Source organism: Luteococcus sp. H91, assembly GCF_038433135.1.
Lineage (GTDB): Bacteria > Actinomycetota > Actinomycetes > Propionibacteriales > Propionibacteriaceae > Luteococcus.
Genome location: NZ_JBCDMV010000004.1, coordinates 89011 through 102354 on the forward strand (window position 1 = coordinate 89011; position 13344 = coordinate 102354).

Below are 13344 nucleotides of genomic sequence, written 5' to 3' on the forward strand. Positions count from 1 at the left end.
TGTCAGACGACGGGTGAGGTCACTCGGCGGCCGGGGCGTCCTCGGCGGGAGCCTCGGTGGCCTGCTCCTCGACGACGGGGATCAGCGAGAGCTTGCCGCGCTCGTCCACCTCGTTGATCTCCACCTGCAGCTTCTGGCCGACGCTCAGCACGTCCTCGACGGCCTCGACACGCTGGTTGTTGTTCAGCGGCTTCAGCTTGGAGATGTGCAGCAGGCCGTCCTTGCCGGGCAGCAGGCTGACGAAGGCACCGAAGGCGGTGAGCTTGACGACGGTACCCAGGTACCGCTCGCCCTTCTCCGGCATGGTCGGGTTCGCGATCGAGTTGATCATGCTGCGCGCGGCCTCGGCGGCCTCGCCATTGTCGGCACCGATGTAGATGGTGCCGTCGTCCTCGATCGAGATGTTGGCGCCGGTCTCGTCCTGCATCTGGTTGATCATCTTGCCCTTCGGGCCGATGACCTCGCCGATCTTGTCGACGGGGATCTTCACCGTGATGATCCGCGGGGCGTAGGGGTTCATCTCGTCGGGGCCGTCGATGGCCTCGCCCATGACCTCCAGCAGGGTGTGGCGGGCCTCGCGGGCCTGCAGCAGGGCACCGGCCAGCACGTCGGCCGGGATGCCCTTCAGCTTGGTGTCCAGCTGCAGGGCGGTGACGAACTCGCTGGTGCCGGTGACCTTGAAGTCCATGTCACCCAGCGCGTCCTCCGCACCCAGGATGTCGGTCAGCGCGACGTACTTGGTCTCGCCGTCGATCTCCTCGCTCATCAGGCCCATGGCGATGCCGGCGACGGGGGCCTTCAGCGGCACACCGGCGTTCAGCAGGCTCATGGTGGAGGCGCAGACGGAGCCCATCGACGTGGAGCCGTTGGAGCCCAGCGCCTCGCTCACCTGGCGGATGGCGTAGGGGAATTCCTCGCGCGGCGGGATCACCGGCACCAGGGCGCGCTCGGCGAGCGCTCCGTGGCCGATCTCACGACGCTTGGGGGAACCCACCCGGCCGGTCTCACCGGTGGAGTAGGGCGGGAAGTTGTAGTTGTGCATGTAGCGCTTGGTGGTCTCCGGATTCAGAGTGTCCAGCTTCTGCTCCATGTCCAACATGTTCAGGGTGGAGACGCCCAGGATCTGGGTCTCGCCACGCTGGAAGAGTGCGGAACCGTGCACGCGCGGGATCACGCCGACCTCGGCGGACAGGGTGCGGATGTCCCGCACGCCACGGCCGTCGATCCGGACCTGCTCGGTGAGGGTGCGGTGCCGCACGATCTTCTTGGTCAGGGCCTTGAAGGCGGCCGAGACGTCGGTGGGCTCGAGCTCCTCGTGCTCCTCGGTCACCCGCTGGCGCAGACCGTGGGTGGCGTCGTCGCGCTCCTGCTTGCCGGCGATGGTCATGGCTTGGGCCAGCTCGTCCTTGACGGACTGCACGGCCTCCCAGGCGGCGTCGGTGTACTCGGCGAAGACCGGGAAGTCGAAGGTCTCCTTGGGCAGCTGGCTGGCCAGCTCGGCCTGGGCATCGCACAGCGCCTTGATGAAGGGCTTGGCGGCCTCCAGGCCCTGGGCGACAACCTCCTCGGTGGGAGCGGTCTTGCCGGAGCGCACCAGTTCCCAGGTGGCCTCGGTGCCGCCGGCCTCCACCATCATGATGGCGACGTCGCCGTCCTCCAGCACCCGGCCGGCAACGGCCATGGCGAAGGTGGCGTCCTGCATCTGCGCGACGGTCGGGAAGCAGACCCACTGGTCGTCGATCAGGGCGATCCGCACGCCACCGATCGGGCCGCTGAACGGCAGGCCGGCGATCTGGGTGCTCATCGACGCGGCGTTGATCGTCAGCACGTCGTAGAAGACCTCGGGGTTGAGGGCCATGACGGTCACGACGACCTGGACCTCATTGCGCAGGCCCTTCACGAAGGACGGGCGCAGCGGGCGGTCGGTCAGGCGGGCGGCCAGGATGGCGCCCTCGCTCGGGCGCCCCTCGCGACGGAAGAAGCTGCCGGGAATGCGGCCGGCGGCGTACATCCGCTCCTCGACGTCCACCGTCAACGGGAAGAAGTCGATCGAGTCGCGGGGGGTCTTCTGGGCGGTCGTGGCGCTCAGCAGCATGGTGTCGCCGTTGAGGTAGACCGCGGCGGCGCCGTCGGCCTGCTGGGCCAGCAGCCCGGCCTCGAAACGAACGGTGTGCTTGCCATAGGTGCCGTTGTCAATGACGGCTTCGGTGAACTTCACATCGGGTCCCTCCATGGGGACTCCTTTCTCTTGGCGCGGACGCACCCACACCAGTGGCAGCCTCGTGCTGCCGGCCGGCTGTTGCCGGTCTTCGATCGAGGCTCGCGGGGCGACGGCGTCGACATGGACGCCCGACCCGAGAACCACTACCGAGGACCAGACGACGATGACCGACGGTCTGGGTGTTCCGCGAAATACGTGGTGCTTGGTTGTTCAGTTGTGCTGTGGCCCAGCCTAGCCGGGAATGCCCACGGAACCACGATCCCCGAGCCTGTCGAGGAGTCCCGCACCGTCCGGCGCCGGATGTGACGAAGGGGAGCGGCCACGAAGGCCACTCCCCCTCAGTCCTGGGCTGCGATCAGCGACGCAGACCCAGACGCTTGATGAGCTCACGGTAGTGCTCGACGTCATTCTTCATGACGTAGTTGAGCAGACGGCGGCGCTGGCCGACCATCAGCATCAGGCCACGACGGCTGTGGTGGTCGCCCTTGTGCTCCTTGAGGTGCTCGGTCAGGTGGGAGATCCGCTTGCTGAGCAGCGCGATCTGCACGTCGGGAGAGCCGGTGTCGCCGGGGGCGGTCGCGTACTCTTCGATGATCTTCTTCTTGGTGGCAGCGTCCATGACGATGCTCTCCTCTCGGTTTCCCGTTGCGCGGCGCCCCCGTGCCGGTGCAGTGGGAGCTCTTTGTGGGCCGCGGCCGATCAAACGGCAACGGTCAACGATAACAGCCGACGCCCTGGACCACCCAATCGACCAGCAGCACGACGCAGACCCGCCCCGCGCCCAGGCACCTGCGGGCACGGATGTACCAGACCGTGGACTGATGCCCACGGAGCCCGCTGCCGACTAGGGTTGGGCCTGTCTACGACTGCACCAAGAGGAGTCAGCCATGAGCAACGTCACCGCCCGTCGCGCCGAGGAGCGCGACCTGGAGAACCTGCGTCAGCACCAGCCCCGCCCGGAGGTCGATCTGGTGGGTCAGCGCTTCCAGGAGATGCAGGATGGCACCGGGGTGCTTGCCGTGGCCGAGTACGAGGGCCAGATCGTTGGCAGTGGCTTCCTGGACTTCATCGACGAGGATCTGCAGCCCGAGGTGAAGAACCTCTGGATCTACCCCGAGCACCGTCGCCTGGGCGCCGGCCAGACCCTGTGGACCTGGCTGGAGGGTCAGGCCCGCGAAGCCGGCTACAAGGAGGTCTTCCTCTCGGTGGCCCCGGACAATGCCAAGGCCATCTCGCTCTTCCTGCAGCTGGGCTACGCCCCCACCGGTGACCACCTGTTCATCGAGAACCCGTCGACGCACGTCGTCGCGGACCCCGACCAGGTCAGCAACCACTACGCCATCTACAGCAAGAGCCTGCAGGCGTATTCCTGAGTTGAGGGGGACGACCCCCTCAAAGACCCCCTCAACAGGCTCGGCTCAAGGGACGAGGCCCAGGACTTCGCGGGTGCGTTGCACGTCGGCATTCATCTGCACCACCAGGCCCTCAATGCCGGTGAAGGTGATCTGGCCGCGCAGCCGGGCGACGAAGTCGACGGCGATCTCCACGCCGTAGAGCTCCAGATCGGTCCGGTCCAGCACATAGGTTTCCACCCGTCGCTCCAGGCCCTGGAAGGTGGGATTGGATCCGACGGAGATCGCGGCCGGCATCGGCTGGGAGCCGTCGTCCAGCCGAGTGAGCCAACCGGCATAGACGCCGTCGGCGGGCACCGCCATCCCCGGCGGCACGGGCAGGTTGGCCGTCGGGAATCCCAGGTCACGGCCGCGCTGGTCGCCCATCACCACCACGCCCTGCACCCGGAACATCCGGCCCAGGTGCTTGGCGGCCAGTTCCACGTCGCCGCTGTCCAGTGCGGTGCGCACCAGCGTCGAACAGGTGGATTCGCCGTCCACCTGCACCAGCGGCATCGCGTCGACGACGAAGCTGCCCTCCCCCAACTGCCGCAGGGTTGCGACGGTGCCGCTGGCGCGGTAGCCGAAGCGGAAGTTCTCCCCCACCACCACGTGCGACGGATCCAGCGGCGCAACCACCCGGGCGACGAATTCCTCGGGGCTCCAGGTGGAGACGTCGCGGGTGAACTGCACCACCCGCACCTCCGCCGCGCCGGCCTGCTTCAGCAGTCGGATCCGGTCATTCAGCCCGGTCAACAGCTGGGGTGCCTTCTCCGGCCGCAGGACCTGCATCGGATGCGGCCAGAAGGTGACCACGACGACGGGCTGGTCTGGCGCCAGCGACTGGGCGTGCCGCAGCACCTCCACGTGACCGGAATGCACGCCGTCGAAATTGCCGATCACCACTACGGACTTGCTCACCGGTCACTGCCCCTGTCCCTGCACGACTGTCTGCGCCACGCACTCGGTGGCACCGGGACGTGAGTCTAGTTCGCGCACCGGACTCGGTCATGTCCGCGCACCCCGCGGCCCTAGCATCGAGCGCACCATGCAGATCACACCAGCAATCCGGATGGGCCTGTCGGTCTCGGTGGCCACCGGCCTGTACGGAATCTCCTTCGGCGCGCTGAGCACGGCCGCGGGGCTCTCGGTGCTGCAGAGCCAGGCGCTCAGCGCGGTGATGTTCACCGGTGGGTCGCAATTCGCCTTCGTCGGCGCGATTGCCGGCGGTGGGGCGGCGGCGCTGGTCTCCGCCAGCCTGCTGGGCCTGCGCAACTTGATCTACGGTGCGCAGATGAATGCCGTCTTCCACCCCACCGGGCCGCTGAAGCTGCTGCACGCGCACGTCACCATCGACGAGTCGGTGGCCACCGCCGTCGGTCAGGATTCCTACGAGGAACAGCACCGCGGTTTCTGGACCGCCGGGCTGGGCGTCTTCGCCCTGTGGAACCTGTTCACCCTGGTGGGTGCACTACTGGGCAATGCGCTGGGCGACCCGAAGGCGTGGGGGCTGGACGGCGCCGCCGTGGCCGCCTTCCTGGGTTTGCTGTGGCCTCGGCTGCACAACCGGGACACGGTGGCGATCGGGGTGGCGGCCGCCTTCGTGACCCTGCTGCTGGTGCCGGTGCTGGTCCCCGGTCTGCCGTTGCTGGTAGCGGCCGCCGTCGCCGCCGGGACGTCGGTGTGGCTGGGACGACGGGGCGCGCGATGAGCCTGTGGGGATGGGTGCTGGCGGCCAGCCTGATCGCCTTTGCCACCAAGTTGGTGGGCTACCTGCTGCCCACCGAGTGGGTGGAGCGGCCGCGGGTGATGCAGCTCACGTCCGCGATGACCATCGGCCTGCTGAGCTCGCTGGTGATGCTGAACGCGGTGGGTTCCGGGCAGCAGCTGGTGCTCGACGCCCGGCTGGTGGCCCTGGCGGTGGCCGCCGCCGCGCTGTGGCGTGGGGCTCCCTACCTGGTGGTGGTGCTGTTGGGTGCCGTCGCCGCCGCCCTGGCCCGGCTGGCGGGCATGGCCTGAGCCACCCACCCTGCTCGTCGGCCGGTCGCCCTGCTCGTCGGCCGGTCGCCCTGCTTATTGGACAGTTGCCCTGCTCAATGGACGGTCGCCCTCCGATGGTTATTTCCCTCGCAAGCCGACGGTTGGGCCCGCAAGGCGACGGCTCGAGCCGCAGGCCGCACCTTCGGCGCGCAGGGTGGGGTGTCCACCCGTCGTCAGGCCCGCCGCACCTCGGCCATGTCCGCCTCGAAGTCCAGCACGGCCCGACAGGTCAGCTCGTCGTCGAACAGCTCGGCGATCACCGACGGCGGCAGCGTGAAGACCCGCACCCCGACCCCGACCAGCTGCATCACCTGCTCGGCGCTCTTCACCGAGGCCGCCATCACCAGCGGGCCGCCGCCGTCCTGCGGCACGGCCTGAGTCATCGCCCGGATCTCGGCCAACGCATCGCGACCGGCCAGGTTCATCCGGTTGAAATAGGGCGCCAGGTAGCGCACTCCCAGGGCGGAGGCGACGCTCACCTGCTTGGCGGAATACACGGCGGTCATCAGCACGGGCACACCCTGGGCGTGCAGCCTGCTGATCACCGTGGCCCCCACCGGGGTCACCGGAACCTTCATGGTGGCCGTCGGAGCCAGTTCCCGAAGGCGCATGGCCGACGCATACTGTTCCTCGACGGTCTCGCCCCAGGTCTGGAAGCAGACCTCACGCTCACCGTCACCGCCTGCCCAGCGGGCCACCTCGGGCAGGTCGGCCAGGCCAAGACCGGCGCGCTTGAGCAGGGTGGGGTTGGTGGTGACGCCGTGGGCGATTCCCGTGGCCAGCCATGGCTCGGCCTCGGCGCGGATGGCCGAATCCACCAGGATCCGGATCGGCACCGGCTGGCCCGCAAGGGTGTCGCTGGGCATGTGGGTTCCTTCCTGTGAGGTTCAGTTCAGCATGGTCTGGCCGCCGGTCACAGGGATGGCCTGACCGGTCTCGTAGCCCTGCTCGACGCAGTAGCGGACGGCGCGCATGACGTCGACGGGCAGGCAGCCGCGGCCCATCGGTACCTGCGCCTCGTAGTGCCGGCGAACATCGTCGGTGGTGGTGGCGCCGGGCACCTTGCCCGCGTCGAGGTACTGCCGCAGCAGGCCGCGCTCCGGATCGGTCCACAGCGGCCCGTCCAGGTAGTTGCCCGGGCAGACCGCGTTCACCTTGATGCCCTGCTCAACCAGTTCCAGCGCGAAGCTCTGGGTGAGCCCGATCCCGCCGAACTTGCTGCCGGCATAGGCAAAGTTGCGTTTGGAGCCGGCCAGGCCGGACTTGGAGTTGATCTCGACGATGTCGAACCAGTGCTCGGGTGCGGCGGCGTGCTGCGCGGCCATCACCGGCGCGACGCTGCGCACCGCCACGTAGTAGCCGCGGTAGTTGACCCGGGTGACCAGGTCGAAGTCGTCAGGGCCAAGACTGCTCAGGGAACCGGCGCGGGCGATCCCGGCATTGCTGACCAGCAGGTCGATGCCCCCGAAACCATCCAGCACCCGGCCGACGGCGTCGGCGAAGGAGTCGACATCGGCCACGTCCAGCCGCACGGCCAGAGCGCGTCCGGCACCGTGGGCCGCGTCAATCTGTCGGGCGGCCTCGCGCGCCCCGTCGTCGTTCAGATCGGCCAGCACCACCCAACAGCCCAGCTCCGCCAGTTCCCGGGCGATCTCCCGGCCGAATCCCTGGGCGGCGCCGGTGACCAGCGCCACCCGGCCGGTCAGTCGCCCGCCCCCGATGCTGGAAACCGGCCGCTCGACCCGAAAACGGGCGATGCCGGACAGTTCCAGCACCGCACCGTCGGGGCAGTCCCCCAGCCGGGCCAGCTGATCGCGGGCCCGGGGCAGTTCATCGTCGGGGCTGACGGCAAGCGTCAGCCGGTGGGTGGCCGCGCCCTCCTCCTGGTCGCAGAGCAGGCTGAGGCGCGGCAGCCCCCGGTCGTCGGCCAGCAGCCCGCGCAGGTACGGAGCCCATGCGCGGGCCGCTGCGACGTCGGTCATGACCGGGCTCACGCCTCGATCGTCAGGACGCTGCCCACCTCAACCTGCGGGGAGCCGTCCTCGCAGAGGATGTGGATGGCGCCGGACAGGCTCGCCTGCGAACCGCCGTCGACATTCACGGTGAGGTGCCCCAGCCCGTTGAGGTTCTTCTGGGCGGCCTCCCCCACCGCGGTGATCGGGAAGGGCTTGCCGTCCACGAGGAAGGTCTGCCCCACCGCCAGATCGGCGGTGGTCTGGCCCATCTCGATGATGAAGCAGTAGTCCTTCAGGGCTTCGGGCGCATTCTCCCCGAAGGTCACGAACAGTCCGTCGGAGATGAAGGCTCCGGCCATGCTGCCGGCGTCGCGGACGGTGGTGCGGAAGATCTCGGTCATGACAGCTCCAATCAGGAATAGAGGCCAATGCTGGCCAGCCAGGCGATCGCCACGCGGGGAACGCCGTTCAGGAAGCGGGAGTACAGCACTGCCGGCACGCCCACCTCGACGGTCTCCGGATCCGCCTCGGCCAGACCGAGACCGACGGGAATGAAGTCACAGGCATTCTGCGTGTTGATCGCGAACAGCGCGGGCAGCGCGAGGTGCGGAGCCACATTGCCCTTGCCGATCTCGACACCGATCAGGGTACCGATGATCTGGCCGATCACGGCTCCCGGGCCGAGCAACGGCGACAGGAACGGGATGGAGCAGATGAAGCCCAGCACCATCAGGCCCCAACCGGAGCCGGCCAGCGGGGTGAGGAAGTGGGTGAACCACTTGCCGAAGCCCGAGGCGTTGATGATGCCGATCAGCATGGAGATGAAGGCCATGAAGGGCAGGATCGTGTTGATCATGGTCTGGATGGCGTCACGACCCGCCTGGTAGAAGATGGCGACCACCTTGCCGGCGCCCAGACCGATCTTCATCATCAGGGTCTGCTTCTTCTGCGCCGCCAGGGTCTCGGAGACCTTCTTGTCGGCGGTGAACTTCACCTTGGCGGCCTCGTCGGCGGCGGCTCCGACGGCGACGGCCTTGGCCTGGGTCTCAGCGCCATCGGCCAGGCGCACCTGGGCGGGGCTGACGGCGGAGACGTAGATGCCCTCGTGGATGAACTGGGCCAAGGGGCCGGTCTTGCCGGTGTTGATGATGTTGATCGTCGGGATGTTCTTCTTGGGGTAGATGCCGCAGCGCAGGGTGCCGCCGCAGTCGATGACCACCATGGCGATCTGGTCGTCCGGAACCGAGGTCTGGAAGCCGTTGACGGCCTCACAGCCGGTCAGCTCCACCAGCTTGTCGACGACGTCTGGCTTGCTGCCACCACCGACGATGTAGACGATCTTGTTCTTCTCAGGCGTCGGGGTGATCGTCAGCGGGCCGCCCCAGCCACCCTGTCCCTTCTCCACGACGACACTCTTGTACTCGCTCATGCCGACACCTTCACTTCGGAGCTGAGGGTGACACCCTGCTGCTTGGCGACCCAGGGGGTGATGAAGTCGGTGGTCCAACCACCGATGAAGTTGAGCACGACGCCCAGCACCAGGTAGCGCACGGCCAGCTCGGCGCTGTTCAGCCCCAGCTGCTCGATGCCCTTGGCGATGCCCAGCCAGATGAACAGCTCCCCGGCGTTGATGTGCGGGAAGATGCCGCTGGAGGTGTGGCAGAACTGTGCGCCACTGGCGTAGTAGCTGGGCTTGTACTTCTCGGGCAGGAAACGCCCCAGGGTGAAGCCCATCGGGTTGGCGAGCATGAAGAAGCCCAGGAAGGGCAGGATCAGGTAGCGGCTGACGGGGTTGCCGGCGGTACGACGCGCGACGGCATTGATCCGGTCCTCGCCGATCATCTGGATCAGCGAGTTCATGGCGATCAGCAGCATCAGCACGAGCGGCACAATGCCGGTCATCCAGCTGATGAAGGTCTCGCCTCCGGCCCGGAACAGCCCGATGAACCAGGTGGCTGCATCGGCAAAGAACTGCATGGTGATTCCTTTCGTGAAAGGTTCTGGTGAATGTCAAGAACCGGGGTGGTGCGGACAAGGCCCTGGTGGGGCCAGGAATCAGGCGACTGCCTGCTCCGCGCGACGGGAGAAGAGTTTGGTGATGGGGCCCGGCGGTTCCGGCGGGATCCGGCCCTCGGAGACCAGCAGGAAGTTGTCCCGGGCATTCCCGATGGCGGCGCGCAGGCTCTTGCTGAGCTCCCGGTGGCCGTCGGGATCGACGTCGGCCATCCGCTGCCCGGTGAAGCCCTCCAGCGCGCGGAAGCGGGAGAAAACGGTGACGCCGCTCAGCCGACTGGCCTCGACGATCACGTCGTCGTCGTCCAACAGGAACATCACGATGGCACCGCTGACCACCAGGTTCTTCTGCTTGCCGATGGCCACCCGGCCACGGCGTCGCAGGGCGCCGAAGGTGCGGGCGTAGGCATTGGCCTGGCGCAGCGCCAGGAAGGTCTGCACGACGTAGAAGATGCCGAAGGCGATGATGATGGGCCAGAACATGTCAGTTCCCCTGATCTCGAAGGTCGTCCAGCAGACCGAGCAGATCGGCATAGGACGTGATGGTGCACAGCTGGTTGATCAGGTGGGGCGTGGTCCCCACCCGAATGAGCTCCTCATAGGTGCGGATGAGGATCTGGTCGTCGTAGTTGTCCTTCTCCGGCACGGCCATCAGGAAGACGGCCGACGACGGCCGGTCTCCGGCGGCGGGAACCAGGCCCAGCGCACAGCTGACGGCCTGGATGCCCGGGGAACTGGCGTGCGGAAAGGCCAGCCGGTCCCCGATCAGGACGGGTTCGGTCACCGCCAGTCGTTCCCGCATGGTCTCGACGAAGGCGGCGTCCACCTCACCCAGATCGGCCAGGTGCGAGGCCAGCCGGGTGGCGGCCTCGTCATGCCCGCAGCCGGCGGGCAGGGACACGACGCGGTCGGCGGCCAGCAGCAGCACCAGCATGGAGCCACCATTGGCGTCGCCCAGCAGCGGGCCGAAATCCGGGAAGTGCATCCGGGAGAGCCGGTTGATCAGCTCGCCGCGGTCGAAGAGCGGGGAGAGCTCGATGGTGGGCAGGGTGCTCTCCAGGCTGCTGCCCGGCGAGGTCACCACCAGGTCGACCCTCTTCTCCACGGCATCGGCGGCGCTGGACACCGGCAGGTATTCGGTGGGCACGGACAGGGCCCGGTCCAGCTGGCCCTTGAGCAGGCTGGCGGCCGCCGGCCCGCGACGGGTGTGGATGCCGATCCGGAAGGGGCGGCGCCGCAGCTGTTCACTGTTGTTCAGGAAGACCTGGAAGTAGGTGGCGGTCAACGACAGTTCGGAGTCATCCATCCGCAGCCCGGTGTGTTCCGCCACGACGTCGGCGGCCACCTCGGCCATCCGCACCGCCAGCGGGAAGCTCTCCCGCAACTCGGGGATGTCGGCCTCGGTGTCGACGCCCAGTCCAAAGCGGATTCGGTTGACCATGAAACCGACATGCTGGCTGAATTCCGGCAGCAGGTCGCCCGGCTGCACCTCGATCTCCAGCGTCTCCGAGATCCGGGCGAACATGGCGGCCACCAGCAGCCGGGTCTGCTCCCCCACTCCCTGCGCACTCGGCAGGCCCAGGTTCACCGGGGTGCGCCGGCCCGACGCGGGAATGGCCAGGTAGCAGACCTCCCCCGGCGCCAACCGCTCACCGGTGACCGCCTCCACTCGCTCGGCCAGGCGCTGCGCGAAGACGTGCGCCTCGGTGCCCTCCAACTGGGCCAGATTTCCGGTCAGCTCGACCAGTTCGTTGCCGGCCAGCCGACGGTCCAGGGCGACGGTCAGCCAGCGGGAGACCTCCATCGCCACCGCCTCGTCGAAGTCGTACTGCACGCAGGTTTCGTCCAGCACGTCCAGCAGGGCGGAACCCAGCGGGTAGCTGCCGTAGGCCTGCCGGTAGGCATGCCGCAGGACCGCCAGCCGAATGGCGAGTTCCTCGCCCACCAGCCGCAGCCCGACGTGTGGACGACCCTCCACCTGCACCTGCAGCGGCACCAGCAGGCGACGCAGCACGGCCACGTCGGCGTTCACCGTGGTCCGGCCCACATTCATCCCGCGGGCCAAGGTCTCGATCCGTACCGGAACGGGGCTCAGCACCAGCTGGGCCAGGATGTGCGCCACCCGGTGTTCGGGGTCATTGAAGGAATCCCGGATGCCGGTGATCTGACGCCGGCTCTCCTCGAAGGAGAGGGTGTCCAGCACCCGCAGCCGATAGCGGCCGTTGACCAGCCGCACCTGGGCGGCGCCCTCCAGCAGCTGGTTCAGGCTGGTGATCTCGTTGGCGACGGTGCGCTGGCCGACGCCCAACAACCGCGCCAGCTGTTCGGGAGCAACCGACAGGCTGGTCTCGAGCTGGTGCAGGATGACGGCGGGCCGCTGCATCATTCCCCCTTCGTTGGTGGTCTCTGGAACGGTAGATCAGGCATTGGGGCCGCGTCCTGTCGGAATCGACCACTGCTCTGCGCAGCGTGCGCAACACTCCGACACCGTGGCCCCGGGCGTGACACGATGGGACGTCGGCCTCGACGAGCGAAGGGACGCCGCGATGCAGCAGCGACGTGTGACGGTGACGGTGCCGGGCGGGGTGCACGCCCGGATCGCGACCCAGCTGGCCCGGATTGCTGCGGCGCATGTCAGTTCGGTCTTTCTGCTCGCTCCCCGCGCCGTCAGTCTGGCGCGAACCATCGACCTGCTCGCGCTGGGGCTCACCGAGGGCAGCGAGGTGACCGTCGTCACCGACGGCCGGGACGAGGTTGCGGCGCTCGCCGCGGTGGTCGCGGTGCTCTGTCCGGAGGCTTGAGACTCAGGCCAGGACGGCGATCGGCCGGGCGATGCCCGGGTCGTCCTCGTCGGGGCGGTAGAGCGCCAGCAGGTCACCGTCGGGCGAGAGCACGCCGGTGGGATTGCCGGGGACGGTCAGGCCCTTGAGGCTGCGGCCGTAACCGACGTCGCTGGTCTGCTCCTCGTCCAGCTGGACGACGGGGAAGCTGAGCCGGGCGGCATCGGCCATGCCCAGCAGTTCCGGTCGGTCGTCGGATTCAAGATCAACGACGCGCAGGTCGGTCAGGTTGTAGCCGCCGATCCGGGTGCGGCGCAGCGACGTCAGGTGGCCACCCACCCCCAGGGCCTTTCCAAGATCACGAGCGAGGGCGCGGATGTAGGTGCCCGAGCTGCTTTCCACTTCCACATCAACATCGCAGAAGCGCTGGCCGGGGCCATGATCAACCTGCCGTAGGGCAAGGATCTGGTAGCGGGTGATGGTCACCTCACGGGCCGCGAGTTCCACCTGTTCACCGTCGCGGACCAGCTTGTAGGCCCGCTGCCCGTTGACCTTGATCGCGCTGACGGAGCTCGGTACCTGCTGGATCACGCCGCGGAAGGCGGGCAGTTGGGCCTCCACCAGCTCGCGAGTGAGCTGCGAGGCGTCCGCTCCGCCGCTGGGCTCGCCCTCGGCGTCGTCGGTGGTGGTGGACTGGCCCAGCCGGATGGTGGCCTCATAGCGCTTGTCGTGCAGGGCCAGGTGCCCCAGCAAGCGGGTGGCCCGATTCACCCCGACGATCAGCACCCCGGTGGCCATCGGATCCAGGGTGCCGGCGTGCCCCACCTTGCGGGTGCCCATCAGCCGTCGCACCCGGCCCACCACCTGGTGGGAGGTCCAGCCCTGGGGCTTGTCGCAGATCAGCAGGCCGGAGTCGCTCGGAGAGGTCATGGGCTCCATTGTCG

At 68.1% G+C, this 13344-nt stretch carries 15 protein-coding genes; 4 read left to right on the top strand and 11 right to left on the bottom strand.

Features of this window, described 5'->3' with window-relative positions; genetic code table 11:
- Window positions 1–19: 19 nt before the first annotated feature.
- Window positions 20–2233, bottom strand: a complete 2214-nt coding sequence (locus AAEX57_RS03575) for a polyribonucleotide nucleotidyltransferase (RefSeq protein WP_342091127.1) — start codon at window positions 2231–2233, stop codon at window positions 20–22.
- Between the two features lie 343 nt (window positions 2234–2576).
- Window positions 2577–2840 (bottom strand): 30S ribosomal protein S15, encoded by a 264-nt coding sequence (gene rpsO / locus AAEX57_RS03580; protein WP_342091126.1) that lies wholly within the window; start codon window positions 2838–2840, stop codon window positions 2577–2579.
- Between the two features lie 268 nt (window positions 2841–3108).
- On the opposite strand from rpsO, the gene AAEX57_RS03585 reads away from it, so the two are divergent.
- Window positions 3109–3594 (top strand): GNAT family N-acetyltransferase, encoded by a 486-nt coding sequence (locus tag AAEX57_RS03585; RefSeq protein WP_342091125.1) that lies wholly within the window; start codon window positions 3109–3111, stop codon window positions 3592–3594.
- A gap of 45 nt (window positions 3595–3639) precedes the next feature.
- Here AAEX57_RS03585 and AAEX57_RS03590 read toward each other — a convergent pair whose 3' ends face one another.
- Complete coding sequence (locus tag AAEX57_RS03590) at window positions 3640–4533, bottom strand: bifunctional riboflavin kinase/FAD synthetase (protein ID WP_342091124.1); 894 nt, start codon at window positions 4531–4533, stop codon at window positions 3640–3642.
- Window positions 4534–4660: 127 nt separating this feature from the next.
- Here AAEX57_RS03590 and AAEX57_RS03595 point away from each other — a divergent pair, with 127 nt between their 5' ends.
- Both AAEX57_RS03595 and AAEX57_RS03600 read left to right on the top strand, forming a co-directional pair.
- Entirely contained in the window at window positions 4661–5323 is a 663-nt protein-coding gene (locus AAEX57_RS03595) for an AzlC family ABC transporter permease (protein ID WP_342091123.1), read from the top strand.
- The gene (locus AAEX57_RS03600; protein ID WP_342091122.1) at window positions 5320–5631 is read left to right on the top strand and encodes an AzlD domain-containing protein; all 312 of its coding nucleotides are present in this window, start codon (window positions 5320–5322) and stop codon (window positions 5629–5631) included. Before AAEX57_RS03595 ends, AAEX57_RS03600 begins: the two co-directional genes overlap by 4 nt.
- 194 nt (window positions 5632–5825) lie before the next feature.
- Here the strand turns inward: AAEX57_RS03600 and AAEX57_RS03605 are convergent, their stop codons facing one another.
- The 7 genes from AAEX57_RS03605 to AAEX57_RS03635 form a co-directional block, all read right to left on the bottom strand.
- Window positions 5826–6518: a transaldolase family protein gene (locus tag AAEX57_RS03605; protein ID WP_342091121.1), complete on the bottom strand. Its 693-nt coding sequence runs from the start codon at window positions 6516–6518 to the stop codon at window positions 5826–5828.
- 21 nt (window positions 6519–6539) lie between these two features.
- Window positions 6540–7646: an SDR family NAD(P)-dependent oxidoreductase gene (locus AAEX57_RS03610; protein WP_342091120.1), complete on the bottom strand. Its 1107-nt coding sequence runs from the start codon at window positions 7644–7646 to the stop codon at window positions 6540–6542.
- Window positions 7643–8008, bottom strand: a complete 366-nt coding sequence (locus tag AAEX57_RS03615) for a PTS glucitol/sorbitol transporter subunit IIA (protein WP_342091119.1) — start codon at window positions 8006–8008, stop codon at window positions 7643–7645. The genes AAEX57_RS03610 and AAEX57_RS03615 overlap by 4 nt, the downstream gene beginning before the upstream one ends.
- An 11-nt stretch (window positions 8009–8019) precedes the next feature.
- A complete protein-coding gene (gene srlE / locus AAEX57_RS03620) occupies window positions 8020–9036 on the bottom strand; it encodes a PTS glucitol/sorbitol transporter subunit IIB (protein ID WP_342091118.1) in 1017 nt (338 codons plus the stop codon).
- Window positions 9033–9584, bottom strand: a complete 552-nt coding sequence (gene srlA / locus AAEX57_RS03625) for a PTS glucitol/sorbitol transporter subunit IIC (RefSeq protein WP_342091117.1) — start codon at window positions 9582–9584, stop codon at window positions 9033–9035. The genes srlE and srlA overlap by 4 nt, the downstream gene beginning before the upstream one ends.
- A gap of 78 nt (window positions 9585–9662) precedes the next feature.
- Entirely contained in the window at window positions 9663–10103 is a 441-nt protein-coding gene (locus tag AAEX57_RS03630; RefSeq protein ID WP_342091116.1) for a transcriptional regulator GutM, read from the bottom strand.
- Between the two features lies 1 nt (window position 10104).
- A complete protein-coding gene (locus AAEX57_RS03635; protein ID WP_342097749.1) occupies window positions 10105–12006 on the bottom strand; it encodes a BglG family transcription antiterminator in 1902 nt (633 codons plus the stop codon).
- A 160-nt stretch (window positions 12007–12166) separates the two neighbouring features.
- Between AAEX57_RS03635 and AAEX57_RS03640 the strand changes: the two genes are divergently transcribed.
- On the top strand, window positions 12167–12421 hold the full coding sequence (locus tag AAEX57_RS03640) for an HPr family phosphocarrier protein (protein ID WP_342091114.1): 255 nt from the start codon (window positions 12167–12169) through the stop codon (window positions 12419–12421).
- Between the two features lie 3 nt (window positions 12422–12424).
- On the opposite strand, the gene truB is transcribed toward AAEX57_RS03640, so the two are convergent.
- Window positions 12425–13330, bottom strand: coding sequence for a tRNA pseudouridine(55) synthase TruB (gene truB, locus AAEX57_RS03645; RefSeq protein ID WP_342091113.1), 906 nt, complete (start codon window positions 13328–13330; stop codon window positions 12425–12427).
- Between the last annotated feature and the right edge of the window lie 14 nt (window positions 13331–13344).